Below are 19,113 nucleotides of genomic sequence, written 5' to 3' on the forward strand. Positions count from 1 at the left end.
CGTGGACTACTGCCCGGTTGTGGACAACTCGGCCACCCACACGGGTGAAAGGGAGCCGGCAGCGGCAGCGGCGTCGGCGGAGACGGGGACGGGGACGCGCCCCGGTCACCGGGGTGAGACCACGGCCCCCAGCAGTCCGGGCCCCGTGTGCGCCCCGATCACCGCGCCGACCTCGCTCACGTGCAGGTCGGCCAGGCCGGGCACCCGCGCCCGGAGACGGTCCGCCAGGGCCTCCGCCCGGTCGTGGGCGGCGAGGTGGTGGACGGCGATGTCGACCTCGGCGCCGCCGGCCCGGTCGGCCACGATCTCTTCCAGCCGGGCGATCGCCCTCGACGCCGTCCGCACCTTCTCCAGGGGCTCGATGCGGCCGTCCTGCAGCTGGAGCAGCGGTTTCACGGCGAGCGCGGAGCCGAGCAGGGCGCGGGCGGCGCCGATCCGCCCACCGCGGCGCAGGTAGTCGAGGGTGTCGACGTAGAAGAAGGCGGACGTGCCCGAGGCCCGCTTCTCGGCGGCCGTGACCGCCTCGTCCACCGTGCCGCCCCCTTCCGCGGTCTTCGCCGCGGCGAGCGCGCAGAAGCCCAGCGCCATCGCGATCATGCCGGTGTCCACCACCCGCACCGGGACCGGGGCCTCGCGCGCCGCGAGGACGGCCGCGTCGTAGGTGCCGGAGAGTTCGGCGGACAGGTGGAGGGAGACGATGCCGGCGGCCCCGGACTCGGCGACCCTGCGGTAGGTCTCGGCGAAGACCTGCGGGCTGGGCCTGGAGGTGGTGACGGGGCGTCGCTTCTGCAGCGCCTGGGCCAGGGAGCGGGTGGAGATCTCCGTGCCCTCCTCCAGCGCCCGGTCGCCCAGGACCACCGTCAGGGGGACCGCTGTGATGCCGTGGCGCTCCATCGTCCGCGGCGGCAGGTAGGCCGTTGAATCGGTGACGATCGCGACATGGCGGGACATGAGCTGGAGGTTACCTGGCGTACTGCCCGGACGGCAGCACGACCCTTCTCACCTGGGCATACCTTGACCGGATCACGTCGTCGTCTCCGGGCGGGCCTTCTTCTGCCAGGGGTGGACGGGAGGCCGTACCGGAGGGGTGATGGCGGGCCGGGACGGCTCCTGGGCCTGGCCCGGGGCGGGCGGCTCGGGAGAGGTCTGCCGGGCCGTCGGGCCGTCGGCGGCCGCGGTGCGGGGCCGTGCGGCAGGGGCGGAGGCGGGAGTGTGTTCCGGCTCGGTCCAGTGGCGCAGGGCGCCCGCCTCGAGGTCGATCTGCGTGCTCAGCGCGTCCAGTTCGTCGTCGGCGAAGCGGCGGGCCCGGTCGCGGGCCGCCCAGCGCAGCGAGTCCGCCGAGCCGATGACGCGTTCGGCGCGTTCGCGCAGGGCGGGCAGCCGCTCGGCGAGCCGTTTGCGGTCCGGCTCGGACTCCAGGCGCCTGAGTTCGTCGTCCAGTTCGTGCCCGTGCGCGCTGAGACGCTCGAAGAGGCCCAGGGCCTCCTTGAGTGACGCGTCCTCGGGCACGCCCGCGTGCAGCGCGTCCCGGGTGGCCCGCATCGACGCCCGCAGCTTCAGCCGGAGTTGCGCCAGCTCGCCGGCCGGACCGGGCTGGGCAAAGGATTTGGCCCGCAGCGCGTGGTCCTCGACCGTGCGCCGGGCCTGGCCGAGGGTGCGATCCACGCCCCGTTTGGCCGCGCCGACCGCTTTCACCGTGACGTAGGCGCCGAGCACCACGAAGAGCACGAAAAGCAGGGCGAAGACTGCGATCACTGCTTCCACTGCGCTCCTCCTCCGGCGTCACGGCGCGCACCGCGCCGCTCTTCCACGGTAAACGCAAAGGGCAGGCCCGGAGTTCCAGAAAAACCCCGAACCTGCCCGTAGGGGACCACCCGGATGAGGCGGTCGGCCGATCACGCAGGGACGATCACACGGATCGGCACGCCGGATCGGTCACGCGAGAGGGCGATCACGCGGGAACGATGTTCACCAGCTTCGGCGCCCGCACGATGACCTTGCGGATCCCGGCGCCGCCCAGCGCCGCCACGACCTTGTCGTCGGCCAGCGCGACCTTCTCCAGCTCCTCCTCGGAGATGGCCGGCGAGACCTCCAGACGCGCCTTGACCTTGCCCTTGATCTGCACCACACAGGTCACGGTCTCGTCGACGACGTACGCCGGGTCGGCCACCGGGAAGTCCCGGTGGACCACCGAGTCGGTGTGGCCCAGGCGGCGCCACAGCTCCTCGGCGATGTGCGGGGCCAGCGGGGCCACCATCAGCACCAGCGGCTCGGCGACCGAGCGGGGCACGGCGGCACCGGCCTTGGTCAGGTGGTTGTTCAGCTCGGTGACCTTGGCGATGGCGGTGTTGAAGCGCAGGCCCTCCAGGTCCTGGCGCACGCCGTCGATCGCCTTGTGCAGGGCGCGCAGCGTCTCCTCGTCGGCCTCTGCGTCGACGACCGTGGTCTCGCCGGTGGTCTCGTCGACGATGTTGCGCCACAGCCGCTGCAGCAGCCGGAACTGGCCGACCACCGCGCGCGTGTCCCACGGCCGGGAGACGTCCAGCGGGCCCATCGCCATCTCGTACAGGCGCAGCGTGTCGGCGCCGTACTCGGCGCAGATCTCGTCCGGGGTGACCGCGTTCTTCAGGGACTTGCCCATCTTGCCCAGCAGCCGGGAGACCTGCTCGCCCTGGTAGTAGTAGGCGCCGTCGCGCTCCTCCACCTCGGCCGCCGGCACCGCGATGCCGCGGCTGTCGCGGTAGACGTAGGCCTGGATCATGCCCTGGTTGAACAGCTTGTGGAACGGCTCCGCGGAGGAGACGTGCCCCAGGTCGTACAGCACCTTGGACCAGAAGCGGGCGTACAGCAGGTGCAGCACGGCGTGCTCGGCGCCGCCGACGTACAGGTCGACGCCGCCGTGCGGCTGCCCGTCCCGCGGGCCCATCCAGTACCGCTCGATCTCGGGGTCGACCAGCTGGTGCTCGTTGTGCGGGTCCAGGTAGCGCAGCTCGTACCAGCAGGAGCCGGCCCAGTTGGGCATGGTGTTGGTTTCGCGGCGGTACTCGCGCGGGCCGCGCCCGTCGCCCAGGTCCAGGGTGACGTGGACCCATTCGTCGTTGCGCGACAGCGGGGTCTCGGGCTGGGTGTCGGCGTCGTCCGGGTCGAAGGTGCGCGGGCTGTAGTCCTCGACCTCGGGCAGCTCCAGCGGCAGCATCGACTCGGGCAGCGCGTGCGCGACACCGTCCTCGTCGTAGACGATCGGGAAGGGCTCGCCCCAGTAGCGCTGGCGGCTGAACAGCCAGTCGCGCAGCCGGAAGTTGACGGTGCCCTCGCCGATGCCGCGGCGCTCCAGCCACTCGGTGACGCGCGCCTTGGCGTCGGCGACGCCCAGGCCGTTCAGGGAGATCTCGTCGTTGGACGAGTTGATGATCTTGGCGTCGTAGGAGGCGAAGGCGTCCTCCCACGTCGAGGTGTCGGTGCCGCGGCCGTCGGTCGGCTCGACGATGCAGTGGACCGGCAGTTCGAAGGCGCGCGCGAACTCGAAGTCGCGCTGGTCGCCCGCGGGCACGGCCATGATCGCGCCGGTGCCGTAGCCCATCAGGACGTAGTCGGCGATGAAGACGGGGATCCGCTCGCCGTTGACCGGGTTGGTCGCGTACGCGCCGATGAAGACGCCGGTCTTGTCCTTGGCCTCGGCCTGCCGCTCCACGTCCGACTTGGAGGCGGCCTGCGCGCGGTAGGCGGCGACGGCCTCGGCGGGCGTGGCGTGGCCGCCCGTCCACACCTGGTGGGTGCCCTCGGGCCAGGCCTCCGGGGTGAACTTCTCCACCAGCGGGTGCTCGGGCGCCAGGACCATGTAGGTCGCGCCGAACAGGGTGTCGGGGCGGGTGGTGAAGACGGTGATCCGCTCGCCGTCGATGGGGAAGTCGACGCGGGCGCCCTCGGAGCGGCCGATCCAGTTGCGCTGCTGCAGCTTGATGGCCTCGGGCCAGTCCAGCTCCTCCAGGTCGTCCAGCAGCCGGTCGGCGTACGCGGTGATCCGCATGTTCCACTGGCGCAGCTTGGCCTTGAAGACCGGGTAGTTGCCGCGCTCGGAGCGGCCGTCGGCGGTGACCTCCTCGTTGGCCAGCACGGTGCCCAGGCCGGGGCACCAGTTGACCGGCGCGTCGGAGGCGTAGGCCAGGCGGAACTCGCCCAGCACGTCGGCGCGCTCGGCGGCGCTCAGTTCGTGCCACGCGCGCGTGTGGCCGGGCACGGTGCGCTCACCGGTCTCGAACTGGGCGATCAGCTCGGAGATCGGACGGGCCTTGGCCGCCTCGTCGTCGTACCAGGAGTTGTAGATCTGCAGGAAGATCCACTGGGTCCACTTGTAGTAGTCCGGGTCGATCGTGGCGAACGAGCGGCGCTTGTCGTGGCCCAGGCCCAGCCGGCGCAGCTGGGCCTTCATGTTCTCGATGTTGGCCTCGGTGGACACGCGCGGGTGCGTGCCGGTCTGTACGGCGTACTGCTCGGCGGGCAGGCCGAAGGCGTCGAAGCCCAGGGTGTGCAGGACGTTGTGGCCGGTCATCCGCTGGAAGCGGGCGAAGACGTCGGTGGCGATGTAGCCCAGGGGGTGGCCGACGTGCAGGCCGGCGCCGGACGGGTAGGGGAACATGTCCATGATGAACTTCTTGGGCCGGGCGACGACCTCGGGGTCGCCGGCCAGGTCGCCCTTGGGGTTCGGCGCCGCGTAGGTGCCCTCGGCGTCCCAGAAGTCCTGCCAGCGTGCCTCGATCTCCGCGGCCACGGCGGCCGTGTAGCGGTGTGGCGCGACCTCCGCCGGCGTCGCAGCGGTGGCAGCTGGGTTCGTCTCGCTCATGGTCCTCAAAGCTCCATCGATCGTCTCTGCCGGCGGCTGCGCTTCCCAGGAAACGAAAAATCCCCTCGCACAGGAGGGGACGCCGCGCCGATGCCGACCATCCGATTCGCCCGGCGGTCGGGACTGATCAGCGCGGCTCGCTAAGCAGAAGGCGTACGGCACGCATGGCGTTAGAGTACCGCAGCCCTTGAGCAGACCGCGACGCACATACGTATGCCTCCTTGGCCCCCGGTGTCTCTCGGAGCCGGAGCCAGAAGTTACTTCGCGTAACGACAACTACAGGACATCACAGCGACCGCGCACCGCCCGCGCGACAACTCAATAGCCCAAACCTCGTACCCACCGGTATGGCGCCACTTAAAGTTCGGCAGCGGGACCGCTTTCCCGAAACTGCTCGGAGTTGCCCCCATGAACCCTCGTCGTAGCAACAGCTCCCTCCCCAAACCGGGCCGGTCGGCCTACGGGGTGGCGTCGGCTGTCGTACTGCTGCTCATACCCGTCGTCGTGCTGTTCGGAGGCGGCTGGCTCCAGGACTTCCTCAACTTCGGCGCGGGCGTCCTGTCCCTGGTGAGCCTGACCTGCTCGGTGATCTGGGGGCTGGTGGCCCAGGACCGGCTCGTGCTGAACATCCGCCAGCGCATCGTGGCGCAGGGCATCCACCGGGTGACCGCCGTCGCCTCCATCGCGTTCCTGCTGGTGCACATCACCATCAAGCTGGCGCTCGACCACACCCAGCTGATCGCCGCGCTGATCCCCTTCAGCCTCGGCGTCCAGGGCAGCGCCGGACTCATCGGCCTCGGCTCCCTGGCCGGCCTGCTCATGATCTTCGTGGGCGTCACCGGTGCCCTGCGCAACCAGTTCGCCTCCCCGGCACCGGTGGCCGCACGCTGGCGCGCGATGCACATGCTGGCCTATCCCGCCTGGTGCGCGGCCCTGGTGCACGGCCTGTTCGCGGGACGCCCGGCCAAGACGTTCTTCATGGTGTCCTACGAGCTGTGCCTGGTCGCCGTCGCCGCGGCGCTCGCCCTGCGCGCGGCCCCGCGCCCGTTCAAGCGCAAGGTCGCCGACCGGATCGCCGCCTTCCTGGGCACGGAGGAGCGCGCGGGCCGCGACGAGCTGGACGCGAGCCGGGCCCGGATGGCCGAGGCGGCCTCCGCGCTGCCGGGCTACGGCAACGCCCGCGGGCCGAGGTCGTCCTCCCGCGCGGAGACGGCGTCCGCCGCGGCCCCCCGGTACGAGGCTTCCCAGTTCGATGCGCCGGCCTCGCGCACCATGACCCCGGAGCCCTCGAACGGCTTCGCGGCCGCCTATCGCGCCGTCGCGACCCCGCGCGGGGCGCAGTCCTTCCCGGCCGACCAGACCGCCCGCATGGACCTGTCGATGGACATGCAGCCGACGCAGGCGATGCCCCGCGCGGACACCGGCGGCAGCACCTCGGGCAGCTGGCCGGTCCCGTCGCCGCCGCCGGTCGGCGAGGCGCCGCCGTCGGCCTACGACCCGCTCCAGGACACCGGATTCAACATCCCCGCCTACGGCAGCGCGGGCGCGGCCGCCTACCAGGGCAGTGATGTGTACGACACCGGTGAGACGAACGCCCGGTACGACACGTACAACAGCAACAACACGTACAACAGCGGTCCCGCGGGCGAACCGGCTCCCGGCGCGTCGTTCGACGCACCGGGTTCGGGCGAACCCTGGAACACGCCTTCCGGAGGCTATAGGTGAACGAGGCCCTGCCCGACGTCCCGGAAGTCCGCGTGGTCGGCCTTCCGCAGCTCACTTCGGGCTTCGACCTTGTCGAGCGGCTCGACCTGCCCATGCACCTGAAGGTGCACGGGCCGCTCGAACCGCTGGGCGGCGAGCAGCTCGCGCAGCTCTCCGAGAGCATCAACCTCAAGGGCCGCGGCGGCGCCGGCTTCCCGTTCCACAAGAAGCTGCGCTCGGTCGCCGAGGCGGCGATCAAGCGCGGCGTACGGCCGGTCGTCGTCGTCAACGGAAGCGAGGACGAACCCGCCTGCCGCAAGGACACGGTGCTCATCAACCGTGCCCCGCACCTCATCCTGGACGGCGCGCTGCTGTGCGCCGAGGCCCTGGGCGCCCGCACGCTCGTGGTGGGGGTCACCCGGGAGTCCACCCAGCGCTCGATGGAGGCCGCGCTCGCCGAACGCGGGCTGAGCAACAGCCGCCGCTCGGCGCTGCGCGCGTTCGTGCAGCGCAACCCGGTGCGAATGGTCACCGGCGCCGCCGCGTCGCTGATCCGCTCCGTCGACGGCGGCCCGGCGATCCCGCCCGGCCGCAAGGTCAGCGCCTCGCAGAACGGCGTCGGCGGAGCACCCACCCTGCTGTCGAACGCCGAAACGTTCGCGCAGCTCGCCATCGCCGCCCGCATCGGCCCGGAGCGCTACGGCAACACCGGCCTGTACGACGAGCCGGGCACCGTCATGCTGACGGTCTCCGGCGCGGTCGCCCGCCCTATGGTGATCGAGGTCCCCACCGGCGTGCCCCTGCGCTACGTGCTGCAGCTGGCCGGCGCCCCGCCGGTGCCGCAGGGGGTGCTGACCGGCGGCTACCACGGCAAGTGGATCGACGCGGCCACCGTCGACGAGGCGATCGTCTCCCGCAACTCCCTGGACGCGGTGGGCGGCTCGCTGGGCGCCGGGGCGATCCTGCCGATCAGCCAGGAGACCTGCCCGCTGGGCGAGTCGCTGCGCGTGGCGCAGTGGCTGGCGGAGGAGAGCGCGGGCCAGTGCGGCCCCTGCTACCTCGGCCTGCCCGCCGCCGCGCGCGGCATGGAGGACATCATCAACGGCGGCGGCCCGGCCGCGCTGGAGGCGCTGAAGCAGGTCGCCAAGAACGTCAAGCGGCGCGGCGCGTGCTCGCACCCCGACGGCTCCGCGATGTTCCTGGAGTCGACCATCAAGGCTTTCACCGACGACCTCGCCGCGCACGTCCTCGGCAACGGCTGCGGACGGCCCGTGGAGGGCGTCCTGCCGCTGTTCGAGGGGGGCAGGGCCCCCACGGGCATCCCGGGCGGCGCCGAGGCGCCGCAGGACACCGGTGCCAGCCGCCAGAAGATCTACGTCGACTGGACGCTGTGTCGCGGACACGGCCTGTGCGCGGACATCCTCCCGGAGGTGTTCGAGCTGGGCGCCGACGGCTTCCCCACCGTGGCGCAGGCCCAGGTGCCGCGCTACGCGGAGGCCAAGGCACTGCGCGCGGTGCGCCGCTGCCCCGCGCTCGCCCTGCGCATCGAGGAGGAGGCCCCGCGCGACCGGGCCCCCTCCCGCAACCTGCCGGTGCTGTCGCAGGGCCGGGGACGGCGGGCGCTGGGCCGCTGAGACGGACGCGAACGGGACGGCGGGCCGCCCCTGCTGGGGGGTGGCCCGCCGTCCCGTCTCGCTGTCCGCACGCGCGGAGACGCGCTGAGACGCACCGAGGGCGGGCCATCCATCGGATGACCCGCCCTCGATCGCTGTGGAGCTAAGGAGAATTGAACTCCTGACCTCCTGCATGCCATGCAGGCGCTCTACCAACTGAGCTATAGCCCCTTGCCGGTGTCCCACCGGGTTTCCCCGGCGGCGACGCCAACATTACACGGTCGACCCCGGCCAACACCAAATCGATTTCGTCGGCGCCCTTTGGGGCGCCCGCCGGGGTCAGGCGGTGACGAACGAGTAGAAGCGTTTGAGGGTGCAGTGCTCCTCCAGGAGCCGGCCGTAGATCGGCTCGCCCTCGAGTTCGCGGTACGTCTCGATCGGGTCGCCCTTTATGATCAGCGCCCGCGCGCACTCCTCGCACCAGTACTGGTAGTCGGGGTTGACCGGCTCCATGTCGCGGACGATCGGCGTACCGCTGCCGCACCAGTCGCACTTCCGTCGGTGTGCACCCATCGCTCAGCTCCAGCTGTGGCCGCAGGCCGTGCACACGTAGGAGATCCCGCCGTTGTCGCCGAGGACCTGGGCGACGTGCACGGAACCGCAGGAAGGGCAGCTCAGCCGGGTGATCGTGTCCTGGGTCGACGCCGCTTCGAGAAGGTGACCGACCTCCTCGAGGATGCTCGCAGGCATCACTGCTCCCTCCCGTCGGGTCGCGCCCCCTTCCGGCCGTTTGATTCTGCCACGGCCGGACCGATACGGTCAGCGACGCCTCAGTACCAGTCCGGACACGGCACCCGCCGCGGCCGTCCCGGCCAGCGCGAACATGCACGCCAGAAGCGCCTCCGCAGAGGTATACGCCTTGAAGGCCCCGAGTGACTCAAGCCGGTTCAGGAACAGTGTGCCGAACGCGGCCACTCCGGTCAGCTGTCCGAGCTGGGTGACCGTCGCCAGCAGTCCGCTGGCGTCCGCCGCGTCCTCCTGCCGTACGGTCGCGAGCGCGCGGGTCAGGGTGGGACTGAAGCCGAGCGCGAGTCCCGCGCCGACGCCGGCGTACGCGACGTACAGCGGCGCGCCGCCGTCGTCGCCGCCCTTGAGCACCAGCCCCACGGCCGCCACCGACAGCGCGGTGACCACGAACCCGGCGGGGATCAGCAGGCGTTGCCAGGGCGCCGGCCAGGACCGCCAGGTCAGACCGACCAGCCCGAAGACCACCGCGGTCGGCGCGAAGGTGAGACCGGAGCGCAGGGCGCTGTAGCCGAGGCCGCCCTGGACGTGCAGGGTGACCGCGAACAGGAAGCCGCCGTTGACGGCCATGACGGCGAAGGCGCGGAAGACCGCCAGGCTCATGCCGGGGTGGCGCAGCACCCGGGGCGCGATCAGCGGGGCGCCGCCGCGCCGGGCGAGCCGGGACTCGTAGCGGCAGAACGCGGCGAACAGAACGACTGCGGCGGCCAGCGACAGCCAGGACCACAGCGGCCAGTCCTCCTCCTGGCCGAGCACCAGCGGCACCGTGAACAGCGACACGGCCGCGCCGAGCAGCACCAGGCCGGGCAGGTCCAGCCCGCGTGCCCGCTCGGCTCCCGCGCCGCGCGGCAGGACACGCCTGCCTACGGCGATCAGAACGAGGCCCACCGGCACGTTGACGAGGAACACCGGCCGCCAGCCGGTGCCGAAAAGGTCGGCGCTGACCAGGATCCCGCCGACCACCTGCCCGGCGGCGGCGCCGACCGCGAGGACCGCCGAGTACGCGCCGAGCGCCCGGGCCCGGGCCTCGCCGGTGAAGGTGCGCTGGATGAGGCTGAGCACCTGCGGGATCATCAGCGCCGAGCCGGCGCCCTGCACCAGCCGGAAGACGATCAGTTCGGTGGCTCCCTGGGCCAGCCCGCAGGCGAGCGAGGCGGCGGTGAAGAGGGCGAGCCCGGCGAGGTGCACCCGGCCGTGCCCGAGCCGGTCGCCGAGCCGGGCGCCGGTGATCAGCAGGACCGAGTAGGTGACGGCGTATCCGGCGATCACCAGCTGCAGGTCGGCTCCGGACGCCCGCAGTTCCGTGCCGATGGTGGGGGCCGCGACGTTCACGATGAACACGTCGAGCAGCGCCATGAACTGGGCCGCGAGCACGAGCGCGAGCACCGCCCGGGGCCGGTTGTCAGTGGCGGGGGCTTTACTGGATGCGGGACGGGGAGCCGGCCGCGTACCGGCATCCGTCCCGGAGGTGGTCCTGGGAATGGTCGTCATGCCGCTGAGCCTGGCGAGACTCCGGTACGGGTGCCGAGAGCCCGCCGATGCTGGTACTGACAGCACCTGGCAGGCGACGCGGCGGACACCGACGATGGTCGTGACGAGGGGGGCGTGACGATGGGGACGGTACAGCGACGGCGGCCCGAGCTGGCCGCGTTCCTGCGCAGCAGGCGGGCCCGGGTGACACCGGCGGACGTGGGCATGCCGCCGGGGCTGCGGCGGCGCACTCCGGGGCTGCGCCGCGAGGAGGTCGCCCAGCTCTCGGGCGTCGGCGTCACCTGGTACACGTGGCTGGAGCAGGGCCGGCCGATCAACGCCTCCGGGCAGGTCCTGGACGCCGTGGCGCGCACCCTGCGGCTGGACCCGCCGGAGCGCGAGCACCTCTACCACCTGGCGGAGGTGCCGTACACGCCCGCGCCGGAGGAGCTCGCGCAGACGGTGGGCCCGGAGATCCAGGGCATCATCGACGCCCTGGCCCCGCGCCCGGCGGTGGTCTACAACTCCCGGTACGACATCCTGGCCGCCAACTCCGTTTACCGGGACCTGTTCTATCCGGCGCCGATACCGGCCGGCCATCCTCCCAACGCGTTGTGGAGGCTGTTCACGGCGGACGAGGAGAACTGCCCGCTGCTGTTCCGGGAGCGGGAGCTGCCGGTGATGGTGGCGACCCTGCGCGCCGCCTACGGGCTGCACGCCGGGGAGCCGGCCTGGGAGTGCTTCATACGCGATCTGTCCGCGGCGAGCCCGCTGTTCGCGGCTCTGTGGGAGGCCGGCGACGTGGCGCAGCCGGGGCGGCGGGTGAAGGTGTTCCGGCACGCGGACTTGGGCGAGCTGCGGATGACCTCGGTGTCGCTGTCGGTCAACGGCATGCCGGAGTGCCGGATCGTCGTCTACACGCCGGACGACGAGGAGACGGCGCGGCGCACGGCGGTGCTGCTGGAGCGCAGGGAGGCCCTGTGGCCGCCCACGGCGCCGACGACAGCGACAGCAACGACGACGGCGCGGGCGCAGCCGCGGGGGCAGACGCAGGTGGTGCGGGCGCGGGGCAATGAGCGGGGGCAATGAAAAGATCCCGCCCCCTGAGGGGACGGGATCTCATCGACGATCTTTGACAACTCGACAGTGTGTCGACCACGGAGTTGCCGGTCCGTGGAGCTAAGGAGAATTGAACTCCTGACCTCCTGCATGCCATGCAGGCGCTCTACCAACTGAGCTATAGCCCCTCATTGTTCTTCCCGCTCGGCGGGGCGAACAAGAAGAACTTTAGCCTGCGACCTGCCGGAAAGTGAAATCCGGGTCCGGGCCGGGGGCGACGGCCCGGGCCGTGGCTCAGTCGTCGTCGCCGAGGACCGGCTCAGGCAGGGTGCCGGCGTTGTGTTCCAGCAGACGCCAGCCGCGGACGCCCTCGCCGAGCACGGACCAGCAGCAGTTGGACAGACCGCCGAGGCTCTCCCAGTGGCGGGCCTCCAGGCCGAGGAGGCGTCCGATGGTGGTGCGGATCGTGCCGCCGTGGCTGACCACGACGAGCGTGCCGTCGTCGGGGAGCTTCTCGGCGTGCCGCAGCACGACGGGGGCGGCACGCTCGGCCACCTCTGTCTCCAGTTCGCCGCCGCCACGGCGGATCGGCTCGCCGCGCTTCCACGCGGCGTACTCCTCGCCGTGCCGCTCGATGATCTCCTCGTGCGTCAGGCCCTGCCACTTGCCCGCGTAGGTCTCGCGCAGCCCCTCGTCGTGGGTGACCTCCAGGCCGGTGAGCGCGGCGAGTTCACCGGCCGTCCGGGCGGCCCGCTGGAGGTCGGAGGCGACGATCGCGTCGGGCCTGAGGGAGACCAGCAGCCGGGCGGCGCGGCGGGCCTGGGCGACGCCGGTCTCGGTGAGCGGGACGTCCGTGGTGCCCTGGAACCGCCGCTCCACGTTCCAGGAGGTCTGGCCGTGCCGCCACAGGATCAGGCGGCGGCCCCGGCCCGCGGAGCCGGGCACCTGGTCGGTGGTGCTCATCACCACTCACCGCCCGGTTCCGCAGCCTCCTCTGCCGCCTTCAGCTTGGCGTGCTCCTCGGCCTTGCCGCGGGTGGCCTTGGCGTCCTCGGGCAGTTCGATCTCGGGGCAGTCCTTCCACAGCCGCTCCAAGGCGTAGAAGACGCGCTCCTCGCTGTGCTGCACGTGGACGACGATGTCGACGTAGTCGAGCAGCACCCAGCGGGCCTCGCGGTCGCCCTCGCGGCGCACCGGCTTGGCGCCGAGCTCCTTCAGGAGCCGCTCCTCGATCTCGTCGACGATCGACTTGACCTGGCGGTCGCTGGGGGCGGAGGCCAGCAGGAAGGCGTCCGTGATCGACAGCACGTCGCTGACGTCGTAGGCGATGATGTCGTGCGCCAGCTTGTCGGCGGCCGCCTGCGCGGCGGTGTTGATGAGCTCCAGGGAGCGGTCAGTGGCGGTCACTAGGCGGCTTTCGGTCGGCGGTCACTTGGCGTCAAGGGTCTCACGGACCGGCCTCGGCGCCCCACGTGATATGTACGCATCACGTGGGGCGCCCGCGGACCTGGCACAGCCGGCCAGAGCCTGTGTGATGTCGCGATCAACCGGCTGCCGGCCGGAGACCTCCGAGCCGGATCGCCGGGGCGCGGAGTCCGGGGCCGGCGAGGTGGCTCTCGGACGTCTCGTCGAAGCGGGTGGCGATGCCGCGCCGCTTCCTCGGCCGACCGACCGATGTTCGGCGGTGCTGCGGTCACGGTGGTCACCATCGTCGAGGGTGGGAAGGCCTCCGCGGCTGTCGTTCCCCCGGTGGTCGGCGTGGGGCCACGCCTGCGTCACACGGGCCCTGGCGATATCGAAGCCGGGTTGCTGGCCCAGTCGTTCCAGACCCGACGCGGCCGTAACGCCCCGGATGGGGGGGAGTGCCCCGGGCGCTGCACCGACAGCGGCACGCGGCGGTGAGCACCGAGCCGCCCGGCGCGGCACCTGCCTGGCAGATCCACAGGTGCTGCGCCGACCCGGGGGCAGGGCAGGTGCACGGCCACGGGCCCGGGGCCTGCGGCACCCGTTCCCCGGATCAGTCGCCGGTGGTGGCGAAGACCGCTTCGAGGCCGGCCCACCGGTCCGCGGTCGCGAACACGGGGATGACATCCAGCGGGGTGGCCCGCTCCACGACCTGCCCGCCCTTATGCCGTTGGCCGGTCCAGACGTCGACCCACTCGCCGTCGGGCAGATACACGGTCCTGCTGCCGGCGCCGGGTGTGGTGACCGGCGCCACCAGCAGGGCCGAGCCGAGCCGGAACTGGTCGGGGAAGTCCCAGATCCGGTCGTCCGCGGCGTCGTCGAAGAAGAGCCCCCGCATCAGCGGCCTGCCCTGTGCCAGGCCGGTGCGCGTCTCCTGCGCCAGGTACGGCACCAAGCGCTCGCGCAGGCGGGCGTACTTGCGGGAGATCTCCAGGACGCGCGGGTCGCCGGAGCGGTCCGCAATGTTCCACGGGGTGCGGTCGCGCAGCGGCAGCCGGTGGTGGTTGAACTCCGAGTGGTATTGCATGATCGGCATGAAGCACGACGCCGCCATGGCCCGGACGTACAGTTCGGCGTCCGGGACGTCGCCGGAGAAGCCCGCGATGTCCCAGCCCCAGTAGACGATCCCGCAGGCCGAGGCGGTGATGCCGGCGTTGAGGGAATGCCGGTAGGCGTCCCAGGTGGAGTCCTCGTCGCCGGCCCAGAAAGCGCCCGCGTTCTGCGAGCCGGTGAACCCGGCACGGCTGAAGGTGACCGGGGCCTTGCCGCTGTCGCGCAACAACTCGCCGTAGGCACGCGGGTATTCGACGGTGAACAGGTTGTTGGTCTGCGCGCCGGTGGTCCCGTCGGCGTAGCGCAGGTCCTCGCCCCAGGCGTGCTCGCCGCCGTCCGTCTTGAAGCCGTCGATGCCGACCTCCTCGACCAGGTAGCGGCGCTTGGAGAGCCACCACTGGCGCGCCTCGGGGTTGGTGAGGTCCGGCATCAGCGCTTGGGGAAACCACCAGCCCCGGTTGCGGTAGGGCCGCTTGCCGCCCTCTTCCATGACGGTGTATCCATGGTCGATCATCGCGCGGGCGTCCGCGGCGGCCTGGCCGCGGGGCGCCGGGCGCATCTTCATCAGCGGGATCTGCCAGAGCAGCACCTTGATGCCGCGCTGGTGCAGTTCGTCGACCATGCCCTTGGGGTCGGGCCAGGCGCCGTCCGCGGGGAAGGTGAAGTCGGCCAGGCGGTGCGGAGCGCCGTCCTCGGTGACCGTGTACCGGGCGTCCCGGAAGACGGTGAAGGTCGACTCATCGCTCCATGCTTCGATGACCAGCACGCCGACGGGGATGTCCTCATCGCGATGGCGGTCCATCTCGGCGATCACACGCGCTTGCGTGTTCCACTCGTTGCCGCTGGCCCACAGGCGGAAGATCCAGTCGGGTAGTTCCTCGGGCCGGCCGATTTCGTCAAGGAAGGCGGACAGCAACTCGTGCGGGGCGCCGCTGAAGCAGACCGTCTCGAGTGAGCCGTCCGGCGGGGTCTGCGCCTCGACCCACAGCAGGTCCGGGTCGCTCGCGCCGACGTCGTACCAGGTGCGGCGGGATGTGCGGACGTGGAAGGCCCAGTTGTCCCCGCCCAGCACCATCGCGAAGGGCATCGGCAGGTAGGTACGGTGGGTGAAGCCCTGTCCCTTGTACTGCTCGAAGACCTGGGCGTCCAGGGTGCGCCCGCGCTGGTCGACGGCGTTGTAGCGTTCACCGAAGCCGACCACGTGTGCGCCGGGCGCCAGCCGCAGCGCGAAGCGGATCCGCAACACCGTGCCGTCGGCGGCCACCAGGCTGGAATCCGAACCTTCGACCAGGCGGTCGGCTTGTGAATGCGCGATGACCCGCAGTCGTCCGGCCCCCGCGCGCCACACGGCCGGGGCGACGGTGTGCCAGGACGTTCTGCGGATACGGCCGTCACGGTGCCGGGCGACGAAGCGATAGCGGGCGCTCGCGCCTTCGGCGAGCGGGGCGGGGCGTACCACCCAGCGGTGGCGGTCTCCGCGGCGGCCCGCGGCCGCCGCGGCGAGATGGCTGTCGTCATCGCCACCGCTGTCGCCGATGCGCTGGGCGGCCTTTTCGGTGACGGCGGTCAGTTCGACGACGCCGTCGCCGTCGTCCCACTCGCAGACCACGGCCTCGACGTCGTACCCCGTGGAGGCGCGTACCTCGAAGGGCTCGCCGGCGAGGGGGATCACGGGCACGCGCTGATCGTCGGTCGGCTCGTAGGCGTGGCCGGAGCCGTGCGGACGGTGGCGGATCATACGAGGACTCCCAATTCGTGGGCGAGGATCAGGTACATCGCGTGGGACCACAGCAGCGGGGTGGCGTTGGGCCCCCAGCGTTCCTCCCACCGGGCAAGGTGTTCCGGCGCCAGCAGGCGCACGCCGGGGGCCTGTTCGGGCAGCAGCCCGTCGGCTGCCCGGGAGGCGATCCAATCCAGCTCGCGGCGGGCGTCGTCGACGCGGCCGACGCGTGCGTAGTGCCAGCCGAGCAGCCCCGCGAGGACGGGCCACTGCCCGCCACCGTAGAAGACGTCCTGCAGGTATCGGTGCACTCCGCCTTCGGGCTCCACCAGGTCGCGTTCGATCGCGGCGAGTGTCGCCCTTGCGATCGGTCCGGCCGGGTCGACGGAGGCAAACGGGGTCAGGCAGGCCAGCAGGCTGGCGTCCACCGTGTCGCCGCCCAGCCACTTGGCCAGACCACCGTCGTACAGGCCGTCGTCGCGTACGAGTGTGTCGATCTGCGCGACCGTACGTTCGCACAGCCCGGTGTCGTCGAGCCCCGCCGCGTGGATGGCGGCGAGCCCGCCGCGGATCGCGCCGAGCGTCGCCCCGTGCCGGTGTTCCCTGTACTCCTCCCACCAGTCGTAACAAGGAAGGTCCCAGGTTGCGGCGAGATAGCCGACGGTCAGGCGGACCGCCTCGCGGTAGGGGGCCGGATCGCTGCCGTGTCGGCGCAGATGCTCGGTGAGCGCCCACAGCCAGGTGCCGTAGCCGTCGGTCTGGAAGTCCCACCAGCCGACGTCACCGGTGTCCGCGCCTTCCAGGGTGTAGCGGGTGGGCAGCAGGTCGGCCTCCGCGGGCTGTTCACCGGCCGCCCTCGCGGCGACGATCCGCCCGATGCGGTCGGCGCGGTCGGTGACCACGTTGGCGCACCACCGGTGGAAGGCGTCGGCGGAGTCGACGGCGCCGCCGCGCGAGGCGGCCTCAGCGATGAAGGAGCCGTCACGGAACCACGAATAGCGGTAGACCTCGTAGTCCGGACAGGCCGGGTAGGCCCCGGAGGGCGCCTGCTCGGTGGTGATCACCTCCAGGCTGCGGCGAGCGAGGCGCGCATGACCGGGCGACTGCGTAGCAGGGGTGGGCAAGGTGTGTCTCTCCTGTGCGGATGGCGCGGATGTGGGGGGATGTCCGGTACGGCGGCAGGGGTTCGGGCTGCCCGCGGGACGGTCAGGTGTCCAGCGGGCAACCCGAAGCATCACTTCAGCAGCGCGGTGACCTGCTGGGCAGCCTGGGACAGCGCCTTGGTGACATCCGTCCGGCCGGCGGCGGCGTTGCTGAGAGCGTTGTTGACGATGTCCTGCATCTGCTGCTGCCTGGCTATGACGGGCGCCGTGGCCTGGTGCTCGAGTGAGTCGAAGACGGCCTGGCGGTTGGCCGGCTTGCCCGCGTCCAGGTAGCCGGCGACCTTGCTGGTGTCGGCCAGCGGCGGGAGCTCCCAGGAGGAGTCGACGCGGGTCTTGGCGGTGACGTCGGAGGCGGTGAGGTAAGCCAGCCACTTGAAGGCGGCATCGGCGTGCCCGGTGGTCTTGGAGATGCCGACCGAGTTCTGGAAGACCGCACTGGCCTTGTGGGTGTCACCGGGCTCGACGGCCACGTCCCAGTCGAAGGGGACGTCCTGCAGGGCGCTGAACTGCCAGTTGCCGTTGTGCCACATGGCGAGCTTGCCGGCCTTGAAGAGGTTGGTGTCGTAGTCCGGAGTGTTCGCGGTCTTCGCCACGTCGGGCATGGTCGTCTTGTTCTTGTCGATCAGCCATTTCGCGGCGGTGACGCCCTGGGGGCTGTCGAAGGTCGCCTTGGTGCCGTCGGCGGACAGGAAGGAGCCGCCCGCCTGGTCGAGGGCCTTGGAGAACTCGTTGTAGGTGATGAGCTGGTAGTCGCCCCACACGCCCTTGCCCCGGTCGGTGAGCTTGCGCGCGGCGGCCTGCTCGTCCTTCCAGGTCCAGCTCGCGGTGGGAGCGGGGACGCCGGCCTTGGCGAAGAGCGTCTTGTTGTAGATGAGGACCACGGTGGAGAAGGACTCCGGCAGCGCGTACTGCTTGCCCTTGTACTGTGCGGCCTTCAGGTTGGCCGGGGCGTACACGGAGGAGCGGTAGGCGGGGTCCTTGGCGGCCGGTCCGGCCAGATCGAGGAGGGCGCCGGAGGATGCGTAGGTGGCCAGGCTCTGCTGGTCGAGTTCGAAGGTGTCCGGCGCGGTGCCGCCGGAGATCGCGGTCTGCAGGGTGGTGGCGTAGTTCGCGTAGGGCACGGACTGCACCTGGACCTTGATGGCCGGGTTCTGCTTCTCGAACGCCTTGACGATGGCGTCGAGATCCTTGGCGTGGTCGGTGCCGGCGGAGAAGGTCATGTAGCGGACGGTGGTCACGCCGTCGGCAGAGGAGGATCTCGTCGCGGAGCCTTGGGAGCAGGCGGTGGTGAGAGCCAGTGCCGCGATGCCGGCGGCGAGGGTGAATCGGGTGGTTTGCATGAGCTTCTCCTGAATGGCGGGGCGTGAGGCAGTGAGAAGTGGGGGGTCGAATGGGGTCCGGCGGCTACTTCAGCCCTGACCGGGCGACGCTCTGCACCACGTACTTCTGGGTGAAGAGGTAGAGGACCACGATCGGGAGGGTGCCGAGGACCGAGCCGGCCATGGCCACGTTCCACTGAGTGCTGAACTGGCCCTGGAGGCCGGCCAGCGCCAGCGGCAGAGTCATGAACTCCGGCGACCGGATGATGACCAACGGCCACAGGAAGCTGTTCCAGCTGGCCATGAAGGCGAAGACGGAGAAGGTCGCCAGCGCCGGGCGCACCAGCGGGAGCACTACCCAGCCGAAGATCCACAGGTGTCCGGCGCCGTCGAGACGGGCCGCTTCGTCCAGTTCCCGCGGCACGCCGTCCATCGCCTGGCGCAGCAGGAAGACTCCGAAACCGGAGGCGAGGGTCGGGGCAAGAACGGCGGCGTAGGTGTCGACCAGGTTCAGCGCCTTCATCTCCGCGAAGAGCGGGACGATGAGGACCTGCAGCGGGATCATCATGGTGGCGAGGTAACAGCCGAACACGAGGCCGCGGCCGCGGAAGCGCAATCGGGAGAAGGCGTACGCGGCCATGGAGCTGGTGACGATCTGGACGACGGTCGAGACCAGTGCCAGCCACAGGCTGTTGACGGCGACCCGGGTGAAGGGCAGGGCGTGAAGGAGGGTGCGGTAGCCGTCCCCGCTGACGGTGCCTGGCACCAGCGAGGGGGCCGAGATGCCGCTGCCGTTCGGCTGCAGCGAGGTGATCAGGGTCCACAGGAACGGGAAGAGCATCCCGGCCGCCCCGAGGACGACCATGATGGTGACCAACCCTGGCTTCAGGCGTCGGCGGGACGGT

Annotated in this window: 15 protein-coding genes and 2 tRNA genes; 3 read left to right on the plus strand and 14 right to left on the minus strand. The window is 71.3% G+C overall.

Annotated features, from left to right (window positions below):
• Positions 1-105: 105 nt before the first annotated feature.
• The 3 genes from ACZ5GT_RS11870 to leuS form a co-directional block, all read right to left on the minus strand.
• Entirely contained in the window at positions 106-951 is an 846-nt protein-coding gene (locus ACZ5GT_RS11870; protein WP_469019472.1) for a DegV family protein, read from the minus strand.
• Between the two features lie 72 nt (positions 952-1,023).
• Positions 1,024-1,764, minus strand: a complete 741-nt coding sequence (locus ACZ5GT_RS11875; protein ID WP_469019476.1) for a hypothetical protein — start codon at positions 1,762-1,764, stop codon at positions 1,024-1,026.
• A gap of 187 nt (positions 1,765-1,951) precedes the next feature.
• Positions 1,952-4,840: a leucine--tRNA ligase gene (gene leuS / locus ACZ5GT_RS11880; protein ID WP_469019480.1), complete on the minus strand. Its 2,889-nt coding sequence runs from the start codon at positions 4,838-4,840 to the stop codon at positions 1,952-1,954.
• Positions 4,841-5,248: 408 nt separating this feature from the next.
• On the opposite strand from leuS, the gene ACZ5GT_RS11885 reads away from it, so the two are divergent.
• Together ACZ5GT_RS11885 and ACZ5GT_RS11890 are read left to right on the plus strand one after the other, a co-directional pair.
• Positions 5,249-6,565 (plus strand): cytochrome b/b6 domain-containing protein, encoded by a 1,317-nt coding sequence (locus ACZ5GT_RS11885; RefSeq protein WP_469019483.1) that lies wholly within the window; start codon positions 5,249-5,251, stop codon positions 6,563-6,565.
• Positions 6,562-8,178 carry an NADH-ubiquinone oxidoreductase-F iron-sulfur binding region domain-containing protein gene (locus ACZ5GT_RS11890; RefSeq protein ID WP_469019485.1) on the plus strand — a complete coding sequence of 539 codons (1,617 nt, stop codon included), beginning with the start codon at positions 6,562-6,564 and terminating at the stop codon, positions 8,176-8,178. The genes ACZ5GT_RS11885 and ACZ5GT_RS11890 overlap by 4 nt, the downstream gene beginning before the upstream one ends.
• Positions 8,179-8,315: 137 nt before the next feature.
• On the opposite strand, the gene ACZ5GT_RS11895 is transcribed toward ACZ5GT_RS11890, so the two are convergent.
• The 4 genes from ACZ5GT_RS11895 to ACZ5GT_RS11910 form a co-directional block, all read right to left on the minus strand.
• Positions 8,316-8,388: transfer RNA gene (locus tag ACZ5GT_RS11895), tRNA-Ala, on the minus strand.
• Between the two features lie 108 nt (positions 8,389-8,496).
• On the minus strand, positions 8,497-8,730 hold the full coding sequence (locus ACZ5GT_RS11900; protein WP_003976229.1) for a hypothetical protein: 234 nt from the start codon (positions 8,728-8,730) through the stop codon (positions 8,497-8,499).
• 3 nt (positions 8,731-8,733) lie between these two features.
• On the minus strand, positions 8,734-8,907 hold the full coding sequence (locus ACZ5GT_RS11905; RefSeq protein ID WP_469019488.1) for a hypothetical protein: 174 nt from the start codon (positions 8,905-8,907) through the stop codon (positions 8,734-8,736).
• A gap of 69 nt (positions 8,908-8,976) precedes the next feature.
• Positions 8,977-10,452, minus strand: a complete 1,476-nt coding sequence (locus tag ACZ5GT_RS11910; RefSeq protein WP_469019491.1) for an MFS transporter — start codon at positions 10,450-10,452, stop codon at positions 8,977-8,979.
• A 120-nt stretch (positions 10,453-10,572) separates the two neighbouring features.
• Here ACZ5GT_RS11910 and ACZ5GT_RS11915 point away from each other — a divergent pair, with 120 nt between their 5' ends.
• A complete protein-coding gene (locus ACZ5GT_RS11915; protein ID WP_469019493.1) occupies positions 10,573-11,520 on the plus strand; it encodes a helix-turn-helix transcriptional regulator in 948 nt (315 codons plus the stop codon).
• Between the two features lie 85 nt (positions 11,521-11,605).
• On the opposite strand, the gene ACZ5GT_RS11920 is transcribed toward ACZ5GT_RS11915, so the two are convergent.
• From ACZ5GT_RS11920 to ACZ5GT_RS11950, 7 genes are all read right to left on the minus strand, one after another.
• Positions 11,606-11,678, minus strand: a tRNA-Ala gene (locus tag ACZ5GT_RS11920).
• Between the two features lie 106 nt (positions 11,679-11,784).
• A complete protein-coding gene (locus ACZ5GT_RS11925; RefSeq protein WP_469019496.1) occupies positions 11,785-12,453 on the minus strand; it encodes a histidine phosphatase family protein in 669 nt (222 codons plus the stop codon).
• Positions 12,453-12,896: a ribosome silencing factor gene (gene rsfS, locus ACZ5GT_RS11930; protein ID WP_324785665.1), complete on the minus strand. Its 444-nt coding sequence runs from the start codon at positions 12,894-12,896 to the stop codon at positions 12,453-12,455. Before rsfS ends, ACZ5GT_RS11925 begins: the two co-directional genes overlap by 1 nt.
• 610 nt (positions 12,897-13,506) lie before the next feature.
• On the minus strand, positions 13,507-15,744 hold the full coding sequence (locus tag ACZ5GT_RS11935; RefSeq protein ID WP_469019586.1) for a glycoside hydrolase family 31 protein: 2,238 nt from the start codon (positions 15,742-15,744) through the stop codon (positions 13,507-13,509).
• Positions 15,741-16,850 (minus strand): glycoside hydrolase family 15 protein, encoded by a 1,110-nt coding sequence (locus ACZ5GT_RS11940; protein ID WP_469019592.1) that lies wholly within the window; start codon positions 16,848-16,850, stop codon positions 15,741-15,743. Before ACZ5GT_RS11940 ends, ACZ5GT_RS11935 begins: the two co-directional genes overlap by 4 nt.
• A 110-nt stretch (positions 16,851-16,960) precedes the next feature.
• Complete coding sequence (locus tag ACZ5GT_RS11945) at positions 16,961-18,229, minus strand: ABC transporter substrate-binding protein (RefSeq protein WP_469019599.1); 1,269 nt, start codon at positions 18,227-18,229, stop codon at positions 16,961-16,963.
• 64 nt (positions 18,230-18,293) lie between these two features.
• Positions 18,294-19,085 (minus strand): carbohydrate ABC transporter permease, encoded by a 792-nt coding sequence (locus tag ACZ5GT_RS11950; RefSeq protein ID WP_469019606.1) that lies wholly within the window; start codon positions 19,083-19,085, stop codon positions 18,294-18,296.
• Positions 19,086-19,113 lie beyond the last annotated feature (28 nt).

Source organism: Streptomyces sp. NPDC031340 (genome assembly GCF_055569945.1).